Origin of the sequence: Sphingobium olei, assembly GCF_042678845.1 — a bacterium.
Classification (GTDB): domain Bacteria; phylum Pseudomonadota; class Alphaproteobacteria; order Sphingomonadales; family Sphingomonadaceae; genus Sphingobium; species Sphingobium olei.
The window spans coordinates 79,372-100,790 of record NZ_JBHTLS010000129.1; the positions used below are offsets into that span (position 1 = coordinate 79,372).

The following is a 21,419-nucleotide window of genomic DNA, read 5'->3' on the forward strand; positions in this document are numbered from 1 at the left end:
TGCGTCCGCGAACAATCAGGATTGCAAAGCCGCGTCGATCAGCGCCTTCGCCTCCTTGCCCTCCCAATCCATCGCTCCGATCACGCGCACCATCTCCTTGCCCTGGGCGTCATAAAGGACGCTGGTCGGCAGCGAGCCCGTCGCGTAGGCGAATCCGAACCTGTTCTCCGGGTCGGCATAGGCCTTGAGATGGGGGAGCTTCTGTTTCGCGAAAAAGGCTTTGGCGGCACTGAGGCCCTGCGTGTCCTGGGAAATGGTGAGGACGGCCAGCCCCTTGGCACCGTGCGCCGACGCGACCCGGTCGAGCGTCGGCATCTCCGCGACGCAGGGCGTACACCACGTCGCCCAGAGGTTGACGAGCACGGGACGACCGGCGAAATCGGCCAGCGTCTTCTCGCCGCCGTCGGGGTCCATGAAGGCGAAATCGGGTGCCGGCGTCCCCGCCTTGCTCTTGTCTAGCTTGTAACTGAACGCTTCGGGCGCTTTGGTCCCGCCTGAGGCTTCGCCGGACGTCGCCGCGACCTCGCCGCTGGCGCTCGCATTGGCTTGCTCCTTGGGCTGCGATTGCCTATCGCAAGCCGCCAACGGGCCAAGCAGGAGCAATATCATTAGCGCGCGGGACGACGATAGCATGGAAGCAGGCTCCAACAGCATGTGGGGTGGCCGGTTCGCGGCCGGCCCGGCATCGATCATGCGCGAAATAAATGCCTCCATCCCGTTCGACAAGCGATTGTGGAAGCAGGACATCGCCGGCTCCCTCGCGCATGTCGCGATGCTGGCGAAACAGGGCATCGTCAGCCAGACCGACGCGGACGCGATCGGGGCAGGGCTTGAGCAAATCGCCAAGGAATATGAGGCGCATGGCGTCCCGGTGAACCTCGACCTGGAAGACATCCATATGGTCACGGAGTCGCGCCTGGCCGAACTCATCGGCCCCGCCGCTGGCCGCCTGCATACGGCGCGCAGCCGGAACGATCAGGTCGCCACCGACTTTCGCCTGTGGGTGCGCGACGCCATCGACGAGGTGGAGGTTGGACTGCTCGGCCTTCAGCGCGCGCTGGTGGCGCGGGCGGAGGAGCATGCAGATGCCGTGATGCCGGGCTTCACCCATCTCCAGTCCGCTCAGCCGGTGACGCTCGGCCATCATCTCATGGCCTATTATGAGATGATCCGCCGGGACCGCAGCCGCTTTGCCGACGCCCGCGCCCGCCTCAATGAATGTCCGCTGGGCGCAGCGGCGCTCGCGGGCACCGGATTTCCGACCGACCGTCATATGACCGCGACGGCGCTCGGCTTCGCCAAACCGACAGACAACAGCCTCGACAGCGTCAGTGATCGCGACTTCGCGCTCGATTATCTGATGTCGGCAACGCAGGCTTCGCTGCACCTGTCCAGGCTGGCGGAGGAATTCATCATCTGGGCAAGCCAGCCCTTCGGCTTCGTCAAGCTGCCCGACGCCTACTCTACCGGCAGCTCGATCATGCCGCAGAAGCGCAATCCGGACGCCGCCGAACTGGTGCGCGGTCACGCCGGGCGGATCCTGGGATGCATGAATGCGCTCTGCGTCACGATGAAGGGGCTGCCGCTCGCCTATTCGAAGGACATGCAGGACGACAAGCCGCCCGTCTTCGAAGCGCACGACCTGCTCGGCCTCTCGATCGCAGCGATGACCGGCATGGTGGAGACGGTGACGTTTCGTACCGACCGGATGCGCGGCCTTGCCGAAAGCGGCTTTGCCACCGCCACTGACCTGGCGGACTGGCTCGTGCGCGAAGGCGGCATCCCCTTTCGGGAAGCGCACCATATCACTGGTCGCGCCGTCGCGGCGGCCGAGGCGGCCGGCGTTCCGCTGGACCGGTTGCCGCTGGAGACGTTGACCGCCATTGACGCGCGGATCGACGATCGGGTCTATGCCGTGCTGACGGTTGATGCCTCTGTCGCCAGCCGCAAGAGCCATGGCGGCACCGCGCCCGATCAGGTGCGCGCCCGGATCGCGCAGGCGAAGGAGGAACTGGGATGAGAGCGGCAAGAACTCTTGGCTGTCTGGCGCTGACCTCGCTCGCTCTGAGTGCCTGCGGCGGACGGGAATCGCTGAAGCCGGTGGCCGGGCAGAAGCTGCCCGCCATTCCGAAAGGTGCGGCGACGGCACCTGTCGCCGCGGACCTGATGCAGCCGTCGATCCAGGCGCGGCCAGGACGCAATGTTGAACTGCTGACCCAGTCGCGAAAACGCGGGAACGACGAATTCGACCTGCCGCCCAACGCACAGCCCGAATAACGCACAGGAAGCCGCCTTGGACCATTTCACTTATGTCGACGGCGCCATGCAGGTGGAGCAGGTGCCGATGGAAGCGATCGCACAGGCGGTCGGCACGCCCGTCTATGTCTATTCTACCGCCACGCTGGAACGCCATGTGGGCGTGTTCCGTGACGGCTTGTCGCAACTTGACGATCCGCTGATCGCCTTTGCGGTCAAATCGAACCCCAACGCTGCGGTTCTCGCCACGCTGGCCCGGCTGGGGCTCGGGGCGGATGTGGTGTCTGGCGGCGAATTGTTGCGGGCGATCGCGGCAGGCATTCCGGCCGACCGCATCGTGTTTTCGGGCGTCGGCAAGACGGCGGAAGAAATGCGCATCGGCCTGGAGCAGGGCATCTACCAGTTCAACCTGGAAAGCGAGCCGGAAGCGGAGATGCTGTCCGAGGTCGCGCTGTCCATCGGGAAGAAGGCGCCGGTTGCCTATCGCATCAACCCCGATGTTGATGCGGGCACCCACGCCAAGATCTCGACCGGTAAGTCGGAGAATAAATTCGGTATTCCTTATGACCGCGCGCTCGAAAGCTATCGCGCCGCGCGGGCGCTCCCTGGCCTCGACGTGCAGGGCGTCGCCGTTCATATCGGCAGCCAACTGACCGATCTCAGGCCGCTGGAAGCGGCTTTCGTCAAGGTCGGCGCGCTGGTGGAGGCACTTCGCGCGGACGGTCACGCCATCCGCACCGCTGACCTGGGTGGCGGGCTTGGGGTTCCCTATGATCCGTCGCAACCTGTTCCGCCCAGCCCCGCCGCTTATGGCGCGATGGTGACGCGCGTCACGCAGGGCTGGAATGTCCGCCTGCTGTTCGAGCCTGGCCGCGTGATCGTGGGCAACGCGGGTGCGCTGCTGTCGCGCGTGGTCCGGGTGAAGCAGGGCGCGCAGGCCCCCTTCGTCATCGTCGACGCAGCGATGAACGACCTGTTGCGGCCCAGCCTATATGACGCGTGGCACGACATCCGCGCGGTGAAGCCGACGGGCAGTTATGCTGTCGCCAATGTCGTCGGCCCGGTGTGCGAAACCGGAGACACCTTCGCCATGCACCGGGACATGGATGTCGTGGAGGCGGGCGATCTCGTCACCTTCATGACTGCCGGCGCCTACGGCGCGACGATGGCGGGCACCTACAACAGCCGTCCGCTGACGCCCGAAGTTCTGGTGTCGGGCGACAAATGGGCGGTGGTGCGGGAGAGGCCACCGATCCAGGCGCTGATCGACGGCGACGTCATTCCCGACTGGCTTGCGGCCTGATGCACAGCCTGCCCGTCTTTCTCCGTCTGGAGGGGCGGGCGGTCATCCTGACGGGCAATGGGGATGCGGCCGAGGCCAAGCGCCGCCTGCTGGAGCGAGCGGGCGCGCGGATCGTGTGCGAGGATGATCCCGAATCGCGCATCGCCATCGTGTCGGACGGGGATGAAGCGACTGCCGGGCGGTTGCGGGCGCGGGGCGTGCTGGTCAACGCGACCGACAATCCCGCGCTGTGCGACTTCACCCTGCCGGCCATCGTGGATCGCGATCCCGTGCTGATCGCCATCGGCACTGGCGGCGCGTCGGCCGGCCTCGCCAAGGCGCTGCGCCAGCGACTCGAAGCGATCCTGCCCGCCGGGTTGGGAGCGCTCGCGCAGGCGTTGTTCGCCGGTCGGGCGGCGATCCGCGCGCGTTGGCCTGATGCCAGCGATCGCCGCCGCGCGATCGACGCCGGGCTGAGGCCGGGGGGGATCATTGATCCGATGAAGGACGATGCTGCCGGCGCGGTGCCCGCATGGCTGGAGGGGACCGTCGATCGTGAGAGCAGGCTGGTGGTAATCCGCCTAGCCTCACCCGATCCGGACGACCTGACGTTGCGATGGGCACGGCTGCTGGGGGAGGCGGATCATATCTATCACGCCGCAGACGTGCCGGCCACGATCCTCGACCGGGCGCGGGCGGACGCGACCCGCACCGTGGCCGATGCTCCACCCGCACTCCCGGCGAAGGGCCTTTGCCTCTGGCTATGTCTGGGCTGATTGCAGCCGTTCGATCTTGTCGTGCAGCGCCTGGATCGACGACACCAGCCGAGCGCGATCCGCCTGCATCTCGCGCAGTTCCTCGCGCGTCTCGCCCAGTTCTACCGCGCGTCTGGCAATGCGGGCGTCGAGTTCGGCATTGTATCGCGACAGGGCACCGATCTGCTCGGCACGGTGGCACAAATGCCGCAAGCGCGCATCCAGAACGTCGAAGTCGAACGGCTTGACGATGTGGTCGTCCGCCCCGGCATCCAGCACATCGACCGTGGACTGGTGCTGCCCGGCGATCATCACGAAGCAGGCAGTGCCCGCAACGTTCGCGGCTCGGATCTTCTGCATGGTCGCGATGGCGGACAGGATGGTGAGATCCATATCGATCAGCACGATATCCACGGGCCGGGTGACAAGCGTGGAGAGAGCCGCAAAGCCGCTATCCGCAAGCGCCACATCATAGTTGCGATGGGACAGGCGCCGGGCGATCACCGCCCGCGCCGTCTTGTTCTCGTCCACCAGCAGCACGCGTAATCGCCGCTGCGGGAATTCGTTCGTCCTGGAACCGCCGTTCGCGTCGCGGCTCAGCACCCGCTTGAAGAACTGCATGATGTTCTACCTTCCTACAACAAAGGGTAGGATTGCCGTCCAAACAAATGGTTAACTCCGGTTTCGCCGGTTAATGTGATTTAGTTGGCCCGCCATTGTGGACCACCATAGCCTGCTCCTCCACCCACCGACGAGAGGGCAAGCAGATGACGGAACAGATCACGCAGCTGAATATCGACGACATCCCCGATCTGGATCCCACTACACCTGCGGTTTCGATTGCGGGGCTGGATTTCGATCCGGCACCAACAGCGTGGAAGTGCATATGTCTTGATTGCGCGCCAAGGTGGACCGCGGCTTTCCCGTTACCTTGCTACATAGAGTCAAGGGACGCGGTTATGCACTGTGTCCGCGGGGAGAGGCCGGTGTGGTTTCAGGCGCGTAGGCGCGCAGTATGATATCGACGATTAACTCCGCTTCCCGCTCCACCTGAGTCAGGTCCAGCGTGTCTATCCGGCCTAACAACAGTTGGTGGTGCAGGCCGGAGCGAACCAAGGCGGTCAGAACGCTCGCCGCATCAGCCGGATCGGCTTGCCTCAGTTGCCCACTGTCCATTGCCCCCTTCAGGAAGCTCGCCAGAAGCTTCTGGGTACTGTGGGGTGCCAGGTCGAAAAAGATGCGCGACAACTCGGGAAAGCGGCGACCTTCTGCGATGATGAGCCGTTGCAGCGCAATCGCCTCTGCCGAATTGATCTTGCCCATCAAATTGATGCAGGCGCGTAGCAACGTGTCTCGAATATTGCCGTCTGGATGAAGAATTTCGTTCAACTGCGCCTGATAGGCTTTCACCGCCTTTTCCAGAACCGCGGTGAACAAAGCCTCCTTCGAGGGGAAATAGCTCCACAGCGTCCCCTTGGATCCGCCGAGCTTGGCTGCGATTTCGGACATGCTGGTGCCAGCATAGCCGTGCGCAAGGAAATAGTCCTGCGCCACTGCCAGCATGGCGTCCCGCCGGCCCTGACGACGGGCTTCGCGTCGGCTGAAAGGAGAGCAGGTGGCGTTGGTCATAAAAACGTACCATATAGTACGCTAAATTTGTTGACAAGCTATTGCGCAAGCGGCAATGCCGCTTTCCATACTAGGTGGTACAGTTAGATATGTCGCTGAGTCGCATCGCCTTTGCTGCCCGGACAGGGGGCATGGTCTCTTCCATCCTGCTCCTTGCCGCCTGCGCGGCCGTGCCCAAGCTCGGGCCGCAGCCGGTCGTTCGATCGCCCGACAGCGTTGAGGCCTCGCGCAGCTTCGCCGCACAAGCTGCAGCATGGCCGGGCGATGGCTGGTGGCGCGCCTATGGCGATCCGCAACTGAATCAGTTGATCGAGGAAGGCCTGCGCGCCTCTCCCGACGTTGCAGCCGCTGGCGCGCGGTTCCGCCGCGCGGCCGGCATGGCGCAGCAGGCAGGCGCGGCGCTTCTCCCATCGGCCGATCTGGACGCAAGCGCTGCCGCCACCAAGCAAAGCTATAATATGGGCCTGCCTAAGGAGTTCGTGCCCCAGGGTTGGCTAGGCACGGGTCGTGTCGCGCTGGACCTCGGCTTCGACCTTGACCTCTGGGGCCGCAACCGCGCCGCGCTGGCAGCGGCAACGTCTGAGGCGCGCGCGGCGGAAATTGACATGCAGCAGGCAAGGCTGGCGCTTACGACCGGCATCGCCAGCGCCTATGCAGACCTCGCGCGTCTCCACGATGAGGCAGAGATCGCGCAGCGTACCTTGGACATACGTCTCGCCAGTCAAAAGCTGGTCGCCGAACGGCGTCAGAACGGCCTTGAGACGCGCGGCAGCGTGCGGCAGGCGGACGCGACCGTCGCTTCGGCGCGCGCCCAGCTGGCGGGCGCGCGCATGGCGATCGAACTGCGGCAGCATCAGCTTGCCGCGCTGATCGGCGCCGGGCCGGATCGCGGCCTTTCGATCACCCGCCCGCATATCGGACAATTGGCGCCGCTCGGCCTTCCGGCAGACATCACCACCAATCTGGTCGCCCGCCGGCCTGATATCGCCGCGGCCCTCGCGCGGACGGAGGCCGCAGCCAAGCGCATCAAGGTCGCGCGCGCTGACTTCTTCCCGGCGATCCGCCTCAGCGCCCTCGTCGGCGTCCAGTCGTTGGGCTATAATACGGTCTTCAATTCCGGCAGCGCTGCCGGGTCGTCCCAGTCGTTCCTGAGCAACCTGTTCGAGAAGGACTCGATTTTCGGGACCGTCGGGCCCGCGATCAGCCTGCCGATCTTCCATGGCGGGGCACTGCAAGGCCAGTATCGCGGCGCGCGGGCAACCTATGACGAAGCGGTTGCCAGTTATGACCGGACGGTGCTCGACGCCTATCAAGAGGTCGCTGACGCCGTGACGACGCGCCGGACGCTGGATCAGCGGCTGGCCGATGCGCGGGCTGCGGTCGCGGCTTCGGAAGACGCGTACCAGATCGCGCAGAAACGCTATCAGGGTGGCCTCTCCACCTTCCTCGACGTGTTGAATGTCGAAGATCAGTTGCTTGCCGCCCGCCAGTCGCTTGCTGGGCTGGAGGCAAGTGCCTTCTCTACCGACGTTGCTCTCATCCGCGCGCTCGGCGGCGGCTTCGCCGTCAGCGACACCCTTCTCAAGGATCAACCGCATGGCTGACGCCGCCCTTGAAACCAATGACGCCGCACCGGACGCGACGCAGGAGAAGCGCAATGGCGCGCGCAGGACGTGGCTGATCCGGCTCGGGATCGCCGTCCTGGTTGTGGGCCTGATCTGGGGCCTGTGGTATCTGCTCGTCGGGCGCAACCATGTCAGCACAGACAATGCTTATGTGAATGCGGAAATGGCGCAGGTGACGCCGCTCATTTCCGCGCAGGTCATCGACGTGCGCGTATCGGACACCCAGCCGGTGCGGAAGGGCGATCTGCTCGTTCGGCTGGATCCCACAAACGCGCAGATCGCCGTCTCGCAGGCTGAGGCTGACCTTGCCGAAGCGCGGCGACGTTTCCGCCAGACCTCGGCCACCAGCGAATCGCTGTCCGCCCAGGTTCAAGCGCGGGGGGCGGACATCGTGCAGGCGCGGGCGCAGCAGGCAAGCGCCCGGGCTGACGTTGAAAAGGCGCGCGTCGATCTTCAACGGAGGGAGGCGCTGGTGAATGACGGAGCCGTCTCCGGCGACGAGCTAACGGCCGCTCGCAGGGCCTACGCCAACGCGCGCGCTGCGCTGGACGTGGCGAATGCAGGCGTCCGCACCGCCGAAGCGACCCGCAGCGCCGCGACCGGTCAATTGCAGGCGAACGACGCCCTGGTGCGCGGATCGACCGTCGACACCGATCCGGCGGTCATGGCTGCCAAGGCCAGGCTGGAATCGGCGCAGCTTGACCTGAAGCGCACCATCATCCGCGCGCCGATCGACGGTGTGGTGACGAGGAGGCAGGTCCAGATCGGGCAGCGCGTGGCGCAGGGTAATGCCATAATGACCATCGTGCCGCTGCAGCAGGTCTATGTCGACGCCAACTTTAAGGAACGGCAGTTGCGCCGCGTCCGGATCGGCATGCCGGCGACGGTTACCTCTGACCTCTATGGCAGCGACGTCGTCTATCATGGCAAGGTGGTCGGCTTTGCGGGTGGGACCGGGTCGTCCATGTCGCTGATCCCCGCGCAGAATGCTACGGGCAACTGGATCAAGGTGGTTCAGCGCCTGCCGCTGCGCATCGCGCTGGATCCCAAGGAACTGGCCGCCCATCCGCTCCGTGTCGGTCTTTCGATGGAAGTCGAACTCGACCTTTCCGAATAAGGACGCCTGAGCATGAGCGGCGATGACGACATCTTCTCCCGGCTTTCGCCGCGTTCTCGCACCTTGGCGGGGCTGGTCCTGGCGCTCAGCAACCTGATGGTCGTGCTGGATTTGACCATCGCCAACGTGTCGGTCCCGCATATCGCCGGCAACCTTGGCATCTCGCCTGATCAGGGGACGTGGATCATCACTTCCTACGCGGTGGCGGAGGCGATCTGCGTTCCGCTTACCGGCTGGCTTGCGCAGCGGTTCGGAGTCGTACGCGTCTTCACCCTGGCGATGACGGGTTTCGGCCTCTTCTCGCTGCTGTGCGGACTGTCACCTACCCTGGGCATGCTGGTTGCCTGCCGCATCGGTCAGGGCATTTGCGGCGGCCCGATAATGCCGATGTCGCAAACGCTGCTGATGCGCATCTTTCCGCCGGAAACGCGGGGAAGGGCCATGGGCATGTGGGCGATGACGACGTTGATGGGGCCTGCGCTCGGACCCATCGTCGGCGGCTATATCAGCGATAATTGGAGCTGGCATTGGATCTTCTTCATCAACCTGCCGATAGCGGCGTTGTGCGTCTTTGCTGCGCAGGCGCTGCTGAGGCCGGTCGAAACCGAGACTGCCAAGGTGCCGATCGACCGCGTGGGCCTTTTCCTGCTGGTCTTCTGGATCGGCTGTCTCCAGATCGTACTGGACATCGGGCGCGATCATGACTGGTTCGCCGACCCGATGATCGTGGCGCTCGCGGTCATGTCGTTCATCGGTTTCCTTGTCTTCATCATCTGGGAATTGACGGAGGAGCATCCGGTCGTCGATCTGCGCGTCTTCCGCCATGTCGGCTTCAGTTCCGGCCTTTTCACGCTGTCGCTTTGCTTCGGCTCCTACTTCGCCAGCATCGTCGTCATCCCGCAATGGTTGCAGATGTCGATGGGCTATACCGCGACATGGGCAGGCATCGTCACGGCGCTGACGGCGATGGCGGCGCTTTTCACAGCGCCCATCGCGGCCCGCATGATGACCAAGGTCGATCCTCGCCTGCTCATTTCTTGCGCCGTTGCCTGGATCGGCCTCATGTCACTGGTGCGCGCGCACTGGACCAGCGGTATCGATTTCGGGACGATGGCGATCCCGCAGTTTGTCCAGGGTTTCGCCCTGCCTTTCTTCTTCATTCCGTTGACCACGCTGACCTTGGGATCGGTGTTGCCGAGCGAGACCGCATCGGCAGCGGGCCTCCAGAATTTCGTCAGGACGATGGCGACGGCAATCGCGACATCCCTCGTCTTGACCGAATGGGGCGATTCCCAGCGCGTGTCCCGCAACGAAATGGCAAGCGTGTTGCAGCCTGACCAGACGCAATCGGTTCTGACGGGCATGGGCCTGTCGGTCGACCAGGCGCGGCAGACCATATCCAACCTGGTCGAGCAGGAAGCGATCGTCATTGCGGTCGACCATGTGTTCTTTCTGTCGGCGATCATCCTGTTCGCGGCCGCCGTGATCGTGTGGATCGCTCCCAAGCCGCGCTCGGACGTAGACACCTCAGCAGCGCACTAGGGCGGAGGCGGTCACCCCCGCCGAACCGTCAGATGCGCTTCAGATCCTCTGGCCGGTTGATGTTGGGCAGGGACAGACCCGGCGCGTCGACCAGCCGGCCGTCGATCCGTCCCAGCCAGCCCCGGATCGACCGGCTGTTTTCGTCCGCCAGATGCCGGTCCAGCACAGGCGCCAGAGAGGCCGGCCACCAGCCGATCAGGGGTTGCCCGTCGACGATGGCCGCGCGATCGCCGACAAGCGCATCGAGCAGGTGCGCAGGATAGACCGGCATGTCGCATCCGGTCGTCAGCACGCCCTCAAACCCATTCTTCCAGGCGTGATGGAGGGCTGCGTTGAGCCCACCCAGCGGCCCCATGTCGGGCATGGGACGATCTGGCAGACCACCCGTGCGACCGCAGATCACGACCGCTTCCACATGGGGTTGCAGAGAGGCGATGGCGTGGGCAATCAGGGTACGGCCATCCGGCATCAAAGCCGCCGCCTTGTCGCTGCCGAAGCGGCTGGACCGCCCGCCAGCGAGGATCGCGCCCAATATCCGCATCCGTCTCGTTCCGACCCCTGTCCCTGTCCTCCGTCCCTGCCTATAGCGGGGGCGATGCACAAGCCCGACGATGCCTTTGCGCTGTTGCGACTGGAGCGGCTGACGCCGGACGGCGGGACCGAGCCGGTCGACCGCCCCCTGGCCGAGGAAAGACCGGTCGCGATCGAGTTTAATGGCGTCGGATATGCCGTACTGATGGCAACGCCTGCCGATCTTGCCGACCTGGTGAATGGCTTCGCGCTGTCCGAACGGCTGGCCGGACCGGAGGAGCGGCTTTTGGACGTCGATCTGCATCCCGTGGCGGGCGGTGTGGTGGCACGCGCCACCCTGTCGCCGGAACGCACTCCGACACTGCTGGAACGCGTGCGGCATCGCGCCACGGATTCGTCCTGCGGCTTGTGTGGCATCGAAAATCTGGAGCAGGCGATGCGGCCGCTGCCGCGGGTGACGAACCGCAGCCGCGCGGATCGCGCCGCTATTTTTCGAGCTCTCGGCGCGCTAGACGATCATCAGCCGCTCGGGCGTGCGACGGGCGCTGCCCATGCCGCCGCGCTGGTCGATGCTCAGGGCGCCATCCGGCTGGTGCGGGAGGATGTCGGCCGACATAATGCCTTCGACAAGCTGATCGGCGCCATGCGCGCAGCCGGCGTCGGGTGGAATGGTGGATTTGCTTTGCTGTCGTCGCGCTGCTCCTACGAGCTGGTCGAAAAGGCCGCGCTGGCCGACTGTCCGATGCTCGTCACCATCTCAGCGCCGACCCGCCTCGCCGTGGAGCGTGCGGAACAGGCGGGCCTGCCATTGGTTGTGCTGGCGCGGGCAGACGCCATGCTCGCGCGGGGCGCCGACCTGCGTTGAGACACTTGGCTTTGAGCACCCATTCGCCTAAGGGCGCGGACGCGGCGGCTTTGAGCTGCCGCGCTGACTCGCGCCGGTGCCCCATCGAGGGCTGAAAACGGGAATGTGGTGAGGGGCGTTTGTCCCCTATTCCACGGCTGTCCCTGCAACTGTGAGCGGCGAGCATGATGCGCCATGGCCCCTTACGGGCTGGCCACTGGACCTTTCGGTTCGGGAAGGCCGCAGCATCATCGCGACGACCCGCAAGCCAGGAGACCTGCCGGCGCATGGTCGCTCTTGCTCTGGTCCAGGGGATGGCCGGGGCACGGTGGTTTTCCGTCGAGCGACGCCATGCGGCCGGAGCCGCATCGTGACGCGCGCGGGGACATGAGGCGTCGCCCTTCGCCTGGCATGACCGCTCGCGCGGACGCTCCGGCCTTGACCAGTCGCTTTGACGCTCAGGGCAATGAACATGATAAAATGGGGAATTTCACTCGCAGCGCTGCTCATCGCGGCGCCTGCATTGGCGCAGGATGACGAGATTGTCGTGACGGCTTCCGGCATAGAACAGCCGCGCGACGAAGTGGGCCAAGCGATCACCGTCATCGACGCCGATACGATCAAGACGCGGCAGGCGATCGACGTCGTGGATCTGCTGGCTACGACGCCGGGCGTCCGCTTCAACCGGACAGGCTCTGTCGGCAGCGCGACCGGCGTGTCGCTGCGCGGGGCGGAAACGACCCAGACGCTGGTGCTGATCGACGGCGTGAAGGTCAATGATCCCAGCGGTATTGGCGATGGCTATGATTTCGGTCCGCTACTGACCGGCAATATCCGCCGGATCGAGGTGCTGCGCGGATCGAATTCGGTGGTCTATGGCAGCCAGGCGATCGGCGGCGTGGTCAACATCATGACCGGCGCGCCGTTGGAAGGCTTTGGGGCGAATGCGTCCGCCGAATATGGCTATAGCGACACCGTCAACGCAAAGGCGGACGTATCGGCAACCAGCGGGATCGCCTCCGGCGGCGTCGGCGCGGCCTATTTCCGCACGGACGGCATCTCGTCTGCCGCCGGCGGGACCGAGCGCGACGGTTATGAGAATATCGCCACCAACGCCAGGTTGAAGCTGAAATTCAGCGACGCGCTGAGCCTGGACCTGCGCGGCTACTACATCCATGCCGACCTTGATTATGACAGCTTCTTCGGCGCGCCGGCCGACAGCAGCGACGTGTCGAAGCTGGATCAATATGTGGGTTATGCCGGGCTGAACCTTGCCCTGCTGGACGGCAAGCTGACCAATCGCGCCGCCGTCACCTATCTGCGCAACGACCGCGACTATTATTTCGTGCGTGGGACCGATCCGGACTATGGCTATAAGGGCACGAACCTGCGCTTCGAATATGAGGGGGTCTACGCTCCCGTCGATGCGGCGCGGTTCATCGTCGGCTATGAGCATGAACGGCCCGATTATGACTTTTTCGGCTTCGGATCGGCCGACGCCGCACGGATCAACATCGACAGCGTCTATGGCCTTGCGATCCTGAAGCCCTTCGCGGGCCTCGCGATAACCGGCGGTGTGCGTCATGACGATCACAGCCAGTTCGGCGGCGCGACCACGTTCGGCACCAACGCCAATTATACGCCGAATGCGGGTGCGACCAATGTCCGCCTGAGCTATGGCGAAGGGTTCAAGGCGCCGTCGCTCTACCAGCTTTACGACACGTTCAGCGGCAATGCGGCGCTGCGCCCCGAACGGTCCAAAAGCTATGACATCGGGTTCGATCAGAGCCTGGACGGCGGTCGCGCGACCGTATCGCTCACTGCCTTCCGCCGGGACACGCGCGATCAGATCAATTACGACAACGCCACCTTCACCTATGGCAATATCGACCGTACGCGCGCCAAGGGCGTGGAAGCGTCGATAGCGCTGCGGCCTGTGGACGCGCTGACGGTGACGGGCAGCTACAGCTATATCGACGCCCGCGATCGTTCGGCGGGATCGGCGACCTTTGGCAACCGGCTCGCCCGTCGCGCCGTCAATCAGGTGAGCGTGTCGGCCGACTATGTCTGGTCCTTCGGCCTGTCGACTGGCGCGACGATCACCATGGTCGGCGACAGTTTCGACAATGCCGCCAATACCCGCCGACTCGATGGCTATGCGCTGGCAGGCATCCGTGCGTCGCTGCCGATCGGCGAGCATCTGGAAGTTTATGGCCGGATCGATAATCTGTTCGATGAGGATTATGCGACGGCCTTTGGCTACAGCACCTACGGCCGGTCCGCCTATGGCGGGGTGCGCGTTCGCTTCTGATCGAAAGGGTCGGGCGGGCGTTCAGCCTGCCCGGCCTTAACTCACTCGCCGAAGCCGCGCGGCGCGGGATCGACGATGCTGAAGGTGCCGGCGCCCACTTCGTTCACTTCCAGCGCACGTTCCGCGACGCCGCTGCGGCCGAAGCGGAACGCCCCGTCGATGCCGGAAAAGCCGCCCGCGTCCCGCAGTCGGGCGACGGGGAAGGGGGTTCCGGGCCGCCAGTCCTGCGCGATCCGAACCGTCAGCAGCACCGAATCATAGCCCAGCGACGACAACCGGAACGGCGCGGTGCCGTAGCGGGCGCGATATTTGGTCGCGAGCTGCCGGTAGAGACCATCTGACACGCTGGCGAACCATGCGCCGCGCAGCACTGGGCTCGCCGCGAGCGAGGTGTCGGCATTCCACAATTCGGTGCCCAGCAACCGCGCGCTTGCTCCGCCATTCTTCCGGACGATAGGCGCGATCTGGATCGCCACGCGACCGCTGTCGGCAATCAGCAGAGCGTCGTAGCTGGAGGATGCCTGCAACTTCTTGACCGCGGCGGTGATGGACGCAGGGCTGCGGTCGAATGTCTGCAACGACACGACCGTTCCTCCGGCCTGCTCGACGGCGCGCAGCAGGGCGTTGCCCGACCGTTCGCCATAGACGCCGCGCGGCACCAGCGCGCCGAAGCGGCTCAACCCTTTTTCCCGGGCGAAGCTGACCACCCGCTCGATCGACTGGCCGGGATTATAGCCCATCGCATAGACGCCTTCGCCCGCGATGCTGGCGTCGTTGGAGAAGCTGATGACCGGTACATTGGCGCGCGCGGCGATCGGTCCGACGATCCGCGCATCTTCCGCCAGCAGCGGGCCGAGGATCAGGCGGTTGCCGTCGGCCAGCGCGCGCGACGCGGCAGCGGCTGCGCCGGTGGCGGTGTCGTAGGTGGTGATGCGCACCTTGTCGGTCTTGGTATCCATCAGGGCCAGCGTGGTGGCGTTGGCGATCGACTGGCCCACGCCCGCATTGGGGCCGGTGGTCGGCACCAGCAGCGCGACACGATGCCGCGCCGTGTCGGTCGGAAGGCCCTGCACCACCTCCGGGCCACTGGGTCGGGTGGGCGCAGTGGGGGCGGTCGGCGCCTGTCCCTTTGGCACGATGGACTGACAGGCGGCGAGCGCCAGCGCGCTGGCGGCGAAGGCGATGCGCGCGCTTCGCTTCGCCCAAGCGAACACATCTGCTTGCCGGGGGGCATCCGTCTCTGTCATCTGGCGTCCTTATGGAAATAGAACCTCTTGAGCCGGGGCTTTACATCGTCGCGGGGCCGATCGGCAACCTTGGAGACCTGACGCCCCGCGCGGCCGACATATTGCGCCGGGCGGACGTGGTGGCGGTCGAAGATACGCGGGTCAGCGCGCGGCTGCTGCGCCATGCCGGGTCGGACCGGCCGATGGTCCCTTATCACGACCATAGTGCCGAAGCGGTGCGCCAGCGCCTGATCGATCGAATGGTGGGCGAATCGGTCGCGCTGCTTTCGGATGCCGGCACTCCGCTGATTTCCGATCCCGGCTACAAGCTGGTGCGCGATGCAAGGGCGGCAGGGCGCAGGGTGACGACGCTGCCCGGCCCCAGCGCGGCGATCGCGGCGCTGACGCTGTCGGGGCTTCCTACCGATCGTTTCCTGTTCATGGGATTCCTGCCGGCCAAGGCAAAGGCGCGCGGCGATGCGCTGGACGAAGTCGCCGCGCTGCGCGCCACGCTGGTCTTTTACGAAAGCGGGCCGCGCTTGTCGGAAAGCCTGTCGGCCATGGCGGCGCATCTGGGCGACCGGGATGCGGCCGTCAGCCGGGAGATCAGCAAGGCGTTCGAGGAAACGGCGACGGGGACGCTGTTGCAGCTGTCGGCGCGCTATGCCGACGCTCCGCCAAAGGGCGAGATCGTGGTGACGGTCGGCCCGCCAGGAGACGCGCCGCCGGCCAGCGCCGAGGATGCCGACGCGGCGCTGCGCGAGGCGCTGACCCGGCTGCCGGTTTCGAAGGCGGCCGGCGAGGTGGCAAAGAAGCTCGGGCTCGATCGCCGCGCCCTGTATGACCGGGCGATGGAACTGAAGGGATGAAGAAGCAGGCGGCGGAAAAGCGCGGGCGGCAGGCCGAACGCATCGCCGCCTGGTGGTTGCGCCTCAAGGGCTGGCAGATCGTGGGGCGGCGGCTGCGCACACCTGCCGGAGAGGTCGATCTGGTCGCGCGAAAGGGCACGATGCTGGCTTTCGTCGAGGTGAAGGCGCGGGGTAGCGCGGCGGAGCTTGACCTCGCCATCGATGAGCGGCGGCTGGCGCGGGTCGCCGCCGCGGCCGAAATCCTCTGGCACGACCTTGCTAAAGCGGGTGATGACATGCGGATTGACGTGATCCTCCTTGCACCCGGCCGCCCGCCGCGCCATCTGGCGAACGTCTGGCATGGGGGGTGATCCCAACATTTCCGGAACGGATAAGGAAGGATGCCGAGCGCATGACCACATTCAACCCGCTGACCGTCGCTGTGCAGATGGACCCGATGGAAGGGATCAAGATCGCAGGCGATTCCACCTTTCACATCATGCTGGCGGGGCAGGCGCGGGGGCACAGGCTGTACCATTATCTCGCGCCCGATCTCACCTTCCGCGACAGCCGCGTGCTGGCAAAGGCGCGTCCGGTGAAGGTGCAGAAGGTGGTAGGCGATCATTTTGCCTTCGGCCCGGAAGAGATGCTGGACCTGGGCCGCGATGTGGACGTGGTGCTGATGCGGCAGGATCCGCCCTTCGACCTCAGCTATATCACGGCCACCCATCTGCTGGAGCGGGTGCAGTCCGAGACGCTGGTGGTGAACGATCCGGCGAGCGTACGCAACGCGCCCGAAAAGCTGTTCGTGCTGGACTATGCCCGGTTCATGCCGCCGACGATGATCACCCGCGACCTCTCGCAAGTGCGGAGCTTCCTGGAGCAGCATGGCGAGATCGTGGTGAAGCCGCTCTATGGCAATGGCGGCGTGGCGGTGTTCCATGTCGGTCGCAATGGCGCCAACCTGGCCTCGCTGGTCGAACTGTTCAAGGCGAGCTGGGTCGAACCCTTCATGGTGCAGGCCTTCATTCCGGGCGTCGCGGAAGGCGACAAGCGGATCGTGCTGGTGGACGGGGAGGTCGCGGGTGCGGTCAATCGCATCCCTGGCAAGGGGGAAATCCGGTCCAACCTGGCGGTGGGCGGATCGGCAGCGAAGACCGAGCTGACCGACAAGGAGCGCGAGATTTGCGCTGCGCTGGGACCGGAACTCAAGCGCCGCGGGTTGCTGTTCGTGGGCATCGACGTGATCGGCGGCGAGTGGCTGACGGAGATCAACGTGACGTCGCCCACCGGGATCGTGTCGATCGACGCCTTCGACGGGACGGACACGGGCGGCATGATCTGGGACGCGATCGATGCGCGGCTGGCGGAACGGGCAGCCGACTGAACGGAGCGGGCGGTTGCGCGTTGTTGTCGCGTGATCGCCTCCATTCCCTTCTGCCAGTGAGCCATAAAGCATGACCGACTGGGTGCTGCGCCTGATCGACGCCGGCGGCTATTGGGGCATCGGGCTGCTGATGGTGCTGGAAAACGTCTTTCCGCCCATTCCGTCCGAACTCATCATGGGGATCGGCGGCATTCGCGTCGGCCAGGGGCGGATGGCGATGGAATGGCTGCTGCTCGCGGGGACGGTGGGGACCACCATCGGCAATTATTTCTGGTATCTGGTAGGGCATCTGCTGGGCTTCGAGCGGTTGAAGCCACTGGTGGAGCGCTACGGCCGCTGGGCGACGCTGGAGTGGCGGGACGTGCAGGCGCTGGACCGGCTGTTCGGCAAATATGGACAGATCGTCGTGTTCGTCTTTCGATTTCTGCCGGCATTCCGGACGATGATCTCGCTGCCCGCCGGGCTGTTTCGTATGGGGCATCTCCGCTTCTTGCTGTGGACGGCCGGAGGGGCGCTGATCTGGAACATCGTCCTGGCTTATGCCGGCTATTTGTTGGGTCGTAATTTCAGCGAGATCGACAGATATGTGGGACCGGCGGCGACCATCTGCGTCGTTGCCGCAGTGATTCTCTATCTGTGGCGGCTGGCGACATGGAAGCCGCGCGGCGAGGCCAAGCCTGAACGTTGATCAGGCGCGGGGATGGGCGTTGCGGTAGATGTCGAGCAGGTGCGCGGCGTCGACCTGCGTATAGATCTGGGTCGAGGACAAGCTGGCATGGCCCAGCAGTTCCTGGAGCGAGCGCAGGTCCGCGCCGCGCGCCAGCAGATGCGTGGCGAAGCTATGGCGGAGCGCATGAGGCGTGGTGCGTTCGGAGAGGCCAAGGCGGCCGCGCGCACCCTGCACCGCGCGGCGGATGAGGGCGGGGGACAAAGGGCCGCCCCGCGCGCCGCGGAAGAGCGGTTCGTCGCGGGCCGTGGGCCAAGGACATTGGTCGACATAGGCCTCGACCGCTGCGCGCACCTGCGGGAGCAGGGGCACGATGCGCGTCTTGTTGCGCTTGCCCGTGACGCGCAGTGTGTCGCCGAGCGGCAGCACCTCGCCGGTAAGGCCCATCGCCTCGCCAATGCGCAGGCCCGCGCCGTAGAGCAGCAGCAGCACCGCCCAATCGCGCGCGCCTATCCACCCTTCGCGCGCGGTTTCCGCAATGTCCCCGGCCAGCGCGACGGCTTCGTCGGGCGAGACGGGGCGGGGAAGGCCGCGCTTGACGCGTGGCCCCTTCAACTGCGGAACGCGGGCGTCCTCGCCACCTGTGAATTTCAGGAAGCCGCGCACGGCCGAAAGCTCGCGGGCGGCGGACAGGTTGCCGATCCCGTCCAGCCGCCGGCGCGTGAGGAAAGCGCGCAGATCGGCTTGGTCGAGCGTGGCGAGCAGCGCGTCGGTCATGGGTTCGCCGCGATGCTCTTCGAGAAAGGCGATCAGCCGCTCCGCTGTCGCGACATAGGCGCGGACCGTGTGGGTCGATCGCCGCCGGTCCAGCGCCAGATGCGCGCGCCAGCGTTCGATTAGGGCGGGGGCATTGTAGGACATCGTGCGCTTAACTTCGCATATTTCTCGTAGAAATCGACTTTTTGATGCGCCGGTAGGAAATATTGGTGCGAAAGGCACACAGGCGGAAGGACGAGGGGTCGCGGGCGAGCATGGGCCGGAGCCTAGCAAGCCGGGCGCTACTAGGACAGGGCGAAGCGGATCAGCCCTCTTCGGGGACGGTGGGATTGCGGGCGTGCGTTTCCGCGTCACGGCGGGCGCGGGCGGCGTCGGTCGCGTCCTGCCGCCGCGCCATCGTCAGCCAGGCGGATTCCGCGCGGAGGAAACGGTCGCGCACATTGTCGAGCGTCGCGGATTCCGCGTCGCTATGGGCCTGGGCGGCGAGCGCCCGGTAGTCGGGATTAGCCAGCGTGGCCTCCTGTGCCGATAGGGTGGGCGAGGGCGACCGGCTGCAAAGCCGGCCGCCAGCGCGATTATTCGGCGTGGGCGATGTTGACGGCCGCCATCTTGCCGCGCTTGTCCTGTTCCAGGTCATAGGACACGCGGTCCTTTTCCCGCAGGGTGGCGAGGCCGGCGCGTTCCACCGCGCTGATATGCACGAAGGCGTCGGAGCCGCCATTGTCGGGGGCGATGAATCCATAGCCCTTGTCCGCGTTGAAGAATTTGACGGTGCCGGTAATGCTGCTCATGATGAGCGTCCTTTCTTTCTGCGCGACGCATCCCGTGTGGACGCGCCGGTTCGCTAAAGGGGCAGGGAAAGAAGGAAGAGGGAGCAGCAAAGCGCCGAAGACCGTCGATTTGCGACTATAGCCCGCATTATGTAGCACAGGCGGCGCAGAATAGCAAAAGCGCTGCGCCACGGCCTGCCACTGCTAACCCTTCATCTTGAATTTCGCGGCCAAATGGGCACATGGGACGCATGGCAACACCCTTCGATCCGGCCGATCTGCCGACCGGCATCCTGACGTCGCTCTCTCCCCTCGTTCATCGCGTGCTGGCCCCGAACCCGTCGCCCTTCACCTACACCGGCACGCAGACCTATCTGGTGGGGACGGACGATCTGGCCGTCATCGATCCCGGCCCGGACGATGCGGATCATCTGGCGGCGCTAAGTGCTGCCATAGCCGGGCGGCGGGTGGTCGCGATCCTCTGCACCCACACCCATCGCGACCATAGTCCCGCCGCACGTTCCTTGAGCAAGGCCACGGGTGCGCCGGTCGTGGGTTGCGCGCCGTTGACGCTGGAGGATGACGGCCCGCGCGCCGATGCCGCCTTCGACGCTGATTATCGTCCAGATCGCGTGCTGGGCGACGGGGAAACGGTGGCCGGGTCGGGCTGGACGCTGGAGGCGGTGGCGACGCCGGGCCATACGTCCAATCATCTCTGCTTCGCATTGCGGCAGGAGCGGGCGCTGTTCACCGGCGATCATGTGATGGGCTGGTCGACCAGCGTGATATCGCCGCCCGACGGCGACATGACCGACTATATGGCGTCGATGCAGCGGCTGTTGGATAGGGAGGATGCGATCTACTATCCCGCCCATGGCGATCCGATCGACAATCCGCAGCGGCTGGTCCGCGGCATGATGGGCCATCGCAAGCAGCGCGAGGGCCAGATTTTGCGCTTCCTGGAGCGGAACGGCGAAGGCGCGATCCCCGACATGGTCGCGGAGATGTACAAGGGCGTCGATCCCCGCCTGCATGGCGCGGCCGGCCGGTCGGTGTTGGCACACCTCATCGACCTCAATGGCCGGGGTGTGGTCACGACCGCCGGGGACGGGCAATGGCGGATGCGCTGAAACGCTATGCCGGGCCGATCCTGGCGGCGCTGCTGATCCTTAGCATAGGCGGGGCGATGCTGGTCGGGTGGCAGCGCTACAATCGCGACTATGTGGTGAGCGTCGAGGATGACGGGTCGGCGGTGACGAAGATCATTGCCGAGAAGATCGGCGGTACGAGCAGCCTGCGCGTGTCGCAACTCAGCGGAACGATCCAGAGCACGGCGCAGGATGTACGCGGTTTCGGCCTGCTGAAATCGGATCAGGTGGTGAAAATGCCCTATTCGGTCGACTATTTCGTCGATCTGTCGGGCCTGACGGCACGCGATCTGGAATGGAATGCGCAAACGCAGACGCTGATCGTCAACGCGCCGGATGTGAAGCCGGGCAAGCCCAATGTCGATGAAAGCCGGCGGACGCTGGTGCGCACCAACGGGGTGTTCGTCACCCGCCAGGCGGGCGAGGAACTGAGCCGGCGCGCGTCCGCTCATGCGCAGGCGCGGGCGCAGGCGTCCGCCACCTCGCCCGAACGCATGGCGCAGGCGCGCGAATATGGTCGCGCCGCCGTGGCGAAGATCATGGCCGCGCCGCTGGGTGCCATGGGCTATGGCGACGCGCGCGTGCTGGTGACTTTTCCGCCCGAGCGGCGCGGGGATAATCGCGAGCGATGGGACGTGACGACGCCGATCAACGAAGTGCTGGAAAAGCATAAATAGGCAGAGGGTGGCGTCAAATTGACGCTG

General features: G+C 65.5%; 23 protein-coding genes and 1 riboswitch. Of the genes, 15 read left to right on the top strand and 8 right to left on the bottom strand.

The window, feature by feature from the left end; genetic code table 11:
* Positions 1–15: 15 nt before the first annotated feature.
* A complete protein-coding gene (locus ACFQ24_RS13955) occupies positions 16–633 on the bottom strand; it encodes a TlpA family protein disulfide reductase (RefSeq protein WP_380912198.1) in 618 nt (205 codons plus the stop codon).
* Between the two features lie 19 nt (positions 634–652).
* Here ACFQ24_RS13955 and argH point away from each other — a divergent pair, with 19 nt between their 5' ends.
* The 4 genes from argH to ACFQ24_RS13975 are packed head-to-tail and all read left to right on the top strand — an operon-like array spanning position 653 to position 4,314.
* Positions 653–2,020: an argininosuccinate lyase gene (gene argH / locus ACFQ24_RS13960; protein WP_380912318.1), complete on the top strand. Its 1,368-nt coding sequence runs from the start codon at positions 653–655 to the stop codon at positions 2,018–2,020.
* Positions 2,017–2,277 carry a hypothetical protein gene (locus tag ACFQ24_RS13965; protein ID WP_380912200.1) on the top strand — a complete coding sequence of 87 codons (261 nt, stop codon included), beginning with the start codon at positions 2,017–2,019 and terminating at the stop codon, positions 2,275–2,277. Before argH ends, ACFQ24_RS13965 begins: the two co-directional genes overlap by 4 nt.
* Positions 2,278–2,293: 16 nt before the next feature.
* Positions 2,294–3,559, top strand: a complete 1,266-nt coding sequence (lysA, locus tag ACFQ24_RS13970; protein ID WP_380912202.1) for a diaminopimelate decarboxylase — start codon at positions 2,294–2,296, stop codon at positions 3,557–3,559.
* Complete coding sequence (locus ACFQ24_RS13975; RefSeq protein WP_380912204.1) at positions 3,559–4,314, top strand: precorrin-2 dehydrogenase/sirohydrochlorin ferrochelatase family protein; 756 nt, start codon at positions 3,559–3,561, stop codon at positions 4,312–4,314. Before lysA ends, ACFQ24_RS13975 begins: the two co-directional genes overlap by 1 nt.
* On the opposite strand, the gene ACFQ24_RS13980 is transcribed toward ACFQ24_RS13975, so the two are convergent.
* Positions 4,300–4,914: a response regulator transcription factor gene (locus ACFQ24_RS13980; RefSeq protein ID WP_380912206.1), complete on the bottom strand. Its 615-nt coding sequence runs from the start codon at positions 4,912–4,914 to the stop codon at positions 4,300–4,302. The genes ACFQ24_RS13975 and ACFQ24_RS13980 overlap by 15 nt on opposite strands.
* Positions 4,915–5,250: 336 nt before the next feature.
* Entirely contained in the window at positions 5,251–5,922 is a 672-nt protein-coding gene (locus ACFQ24_RS13985) for a TetR/AcrR family transcriptional regulator (RefSeq protein WP_380912208.1), read from the bottom strand.
* Positions 5,923–6,011: 89 nt separating this feature from the next.
* Here ACFQ24_RS13985 and ACFQ24_RS13990 point away from each other — a divergent pair, with 89 nt between their 5' ends.
* Genes ACFQ24_RS13990 through ACFQ24_RS14000 form a run of 3 tightly spaced genes read left to right on the top strand, consistent with a single transcriptional unit; the run spans position 6,012 to position 10,206 of the window.
* Positions 6,012–7,526 carry an efflux transporter outer membrane subunit gene (locus ACFQ24_RS13990; RefSeq protein WP_380912210.1) on the top strand — a complete coding sequence of 505 codons (1,515 nt, stop codon included), beginning with the start codon at positions 6,012–6,014 and terminating at the stop codon, positions 7,524–7,526.
* Entirely contained in the window at positions 7,519–8,664 is a 1,146-nt protein-coding gene (locus tag ACFQ24_RS13995) for an EmrA/EmrK family multidrug efflux transporter periplasmic adaptor subunit (RefSeq protein ID WP_380912212.1), read from the top strand. Before ACFQ24_RS13990 ends, ACFQ24_RS13995 begins: the two co-directional genes overlap by 8 nt.
* Before the next feature lie 12 nt (positions 8,665–8,676).
* On the top strand, positions 8,677–10,206 hold the full coding sequence (locus ACFQ24_RS14000; protein WP_380912215.1) for a DHA2 family efflux MFS transporter permease subunit: 1,530 nt from the start codon (positions 8,677–8,679) through the stop codon (positions 10,204–10,206).
* A 28-nt stretch (positions 10,207–10,234) separates the two neighbouring features.
* On the opposite strand, the gene mobA is transcribed toward ACFQ24_RS14000, so the two are convergent.
* On the bottom strand, positions 10,235–10,747 hold the full coding sequence (mobA, locus tag ACFQ24_RS14005; RefSeq protein ID WP_380912217.1) for a molybdenum cofactor guanylyltransferase: 513 nt from the start codon (positions 10,745–10,747) through the stop codon (positions 10,235–10,237).
* Positions 10,748–10,801: 54 nt separating this feature from the next.
* Here mobA and fdhD point away from each other — a divergent pair, with 54 nt between their 5' ends.
* Both fdhD and ACFQ24_RS14015 read left to right on the top strand, forming a co-directional pair.
* Positions 10,802–11,602 carry a formate dehydrogenase accessory sulfurtransferase FdhD gene (gene fdhD, locus ACFQ24_RS14010; protein WP_380912219.1) on the top strand — a complete coding sequence of 267 codons (801 nt, stop codon included), beginning with the start codon at positions 10,802–10,804 and terminating at the stop codon, positions 11,600–11,602.
* A gap of 57 nt (positions 11,603–11,659) precedes the next feature.
* A riboswitch (cobalamin riboswitch) is annotated at positions 11,660–11,880 on the top strand.
* A gap of 173 nt (positions 11,881–12,053) precedes the next feature.
* The gene (locus ACFQ24_RS14015; protein WP_380912221.1) at positions 12,054–13,892 is read left to right on the top strand and encodes a TonB-dependent receptor plug domain-containing protein; all 1,839 of its coding nucleotides are present in this window, start codon (positions 12,054–12,056) and stop codon (positions 13,890–13,892) included.
* 41 nt (positions 13,893–13,933) lie between these two features.
* Here ACFQ24_RS14015 and ACFQ24_RS14020 read toward each other — a convergent pair whose 3' ends face one another.
* Positions 13,934–15,139: a penicillin-binding protein activator gene (locus tag ACFQ24_RS14020; protein WP_380912223.1), complete on the bottom strand. Its 1,206-nt coding sequence runs from the start codon at positions 15,137–15,139 to the stop codon at positions 13,934–13,936.
* 11 nt (positions 15,140–15,150) lie between these two features.
* On the opposite strand from ACFQ24_RS14020, the gene rsmI reads away from it, so the two are divergent.
* The 4 genes from rsmI to ACFQ24_RS14040 all read left to right on the top strand — a co-directional run bounded on the left by rsmI (position 15,151) and on the right by ACFQ24_RS14040 (position 18,041).
* Positions 15,151–15,987, top strand: coding sequence for a 16S rRNA (cytidine(1402)-2'-O)-methyltransferase (gene rsmI / locus ACFQ24_RS14025; RefSeq protein ID WP_380912225.1), 837 nt, complete (start codon positions 15,151–15,153; stop codon positions 15,985–15,987).
* Positions 15,984–16,337 carry a YraN family protein gene (locus tag ACFQ24_RS14030; RefSeq protein WP_380912227.1) on the top strand — a complete coding sequence of 118 codons (354 nt, stop codon included), beginning with the start codon at positions 15,984–15,986 and terminating at the stop codon, positions 16,335–16,337. Before rsmI ends, ACFQ24_RS14030 begins: the two co-directional genes overlap by 4 nt.
* A 41-nt stretch (positions 16,338–16,378) precedes the next feature.
* On the top strand, positions 16,379–17,353 hold the full coding sequence (gene gshB / locus ACFQ24_RS14035; protein WP_380912229.1) for a glutathione synthase: 975 nt from the start codon (positions 16,379–16,381) through the stop codon (positions 17,351–17,353).
* A 70-nt stretch (positions 17,354–17,423) separates the two neighbouring features.
* The gene (locus ACFQ24_RS14040; protein WP_380912231.1) at positions 17,424–18,041 is read left to right on the top strand and encodes a DedA family protein; all 618 of its coding nucleotides are present in this window, start codon (positions 17,424–17,426) and stop codon (positions 18,039–18,041) included.
* Here the strand turns inward: ACFQ24_RS14040 and ACFQ24_RS14045 are convergent, their stop codons facing one another.
* The 3 genes from ACFQ24_RS14045 to ACFQ24_RS14055 form a co-directional block, all read right to left on the bottom strand.
* Positions 18,042–18,941 carry a tyrosine recombinase XerC gene (locus tag ACFQ24_RS14045; RefSeq protein WP_380912233.1) on the bottom strand — a complete coding sequence of 300 codons (900 nt, stop codon included), beginning with the start codon at positions 18,939–18,941 and terminating at the stop codon, positions 18,042–18,044.
* Positions 18,942–19,101: 160 nt separating this feature from the next.
* Positions 19,102–19,434, bottom strand: a complete 333-nt coding sequence (locus tag ACFQ24_RS14050; protein WP_380912235.1) for a hypothetical protein — start codon at positions 19,432–19,434, stop codon at positions 19,102–19,104.
* Positions 19,373–19,588 (bottom strand): cold-shock protein, encoded by a 216-nt coding sequence (locus ACFQ24_RS14055; RefSeq protein WP_066771467.1) that lies wholly within the window; start codon positions 19,586–19,588, stop codon positions 19,373–19,375. The genes ACFQ24_RS14050 and ACFQ24_RS14055 overlap by 62 nt, the downstream gene beginning before the upstream one ends.
* Before the next feature lie 230 nt (positions 19,589–19,818).
* On the opposite strand from ACFQ24_RS14055, the gene ACFQ24_RS14060 reads away from it, so the two are divergent.
* Both ACFQ24_RS14060 and ACFQ24_RS14065 read left to right on the top strand, forming a co-directional pair.
* Entirely contained in the window at positions 19,819–20,697 is an 879-nt protein-coding gene (locus tag ACFQ24_RS14060) for an MBL fold metallo-hydrolase (RefSeq protein WP_380912237.1), read from the top strand.
* Positions 20,682–21,392 (top strand): DUF4230 domain-containing protein, encoded by a 711-nt coding sequence (locus ACFQ24_RS14065; RefSeq protein WP_380912239.1) that lies wholly within the window; start codon positions 20,682–20,684, stop codon positions 21,390–21,392. The genes ACFQ24_RS14060 and ACFQ24_RS14065 overlap by 16 nt, the downstream gene beginning before the upstream one ends.
* The last annotated feature ends 27 nt before the right edge of the window (positions 21,393–21,419 follow it).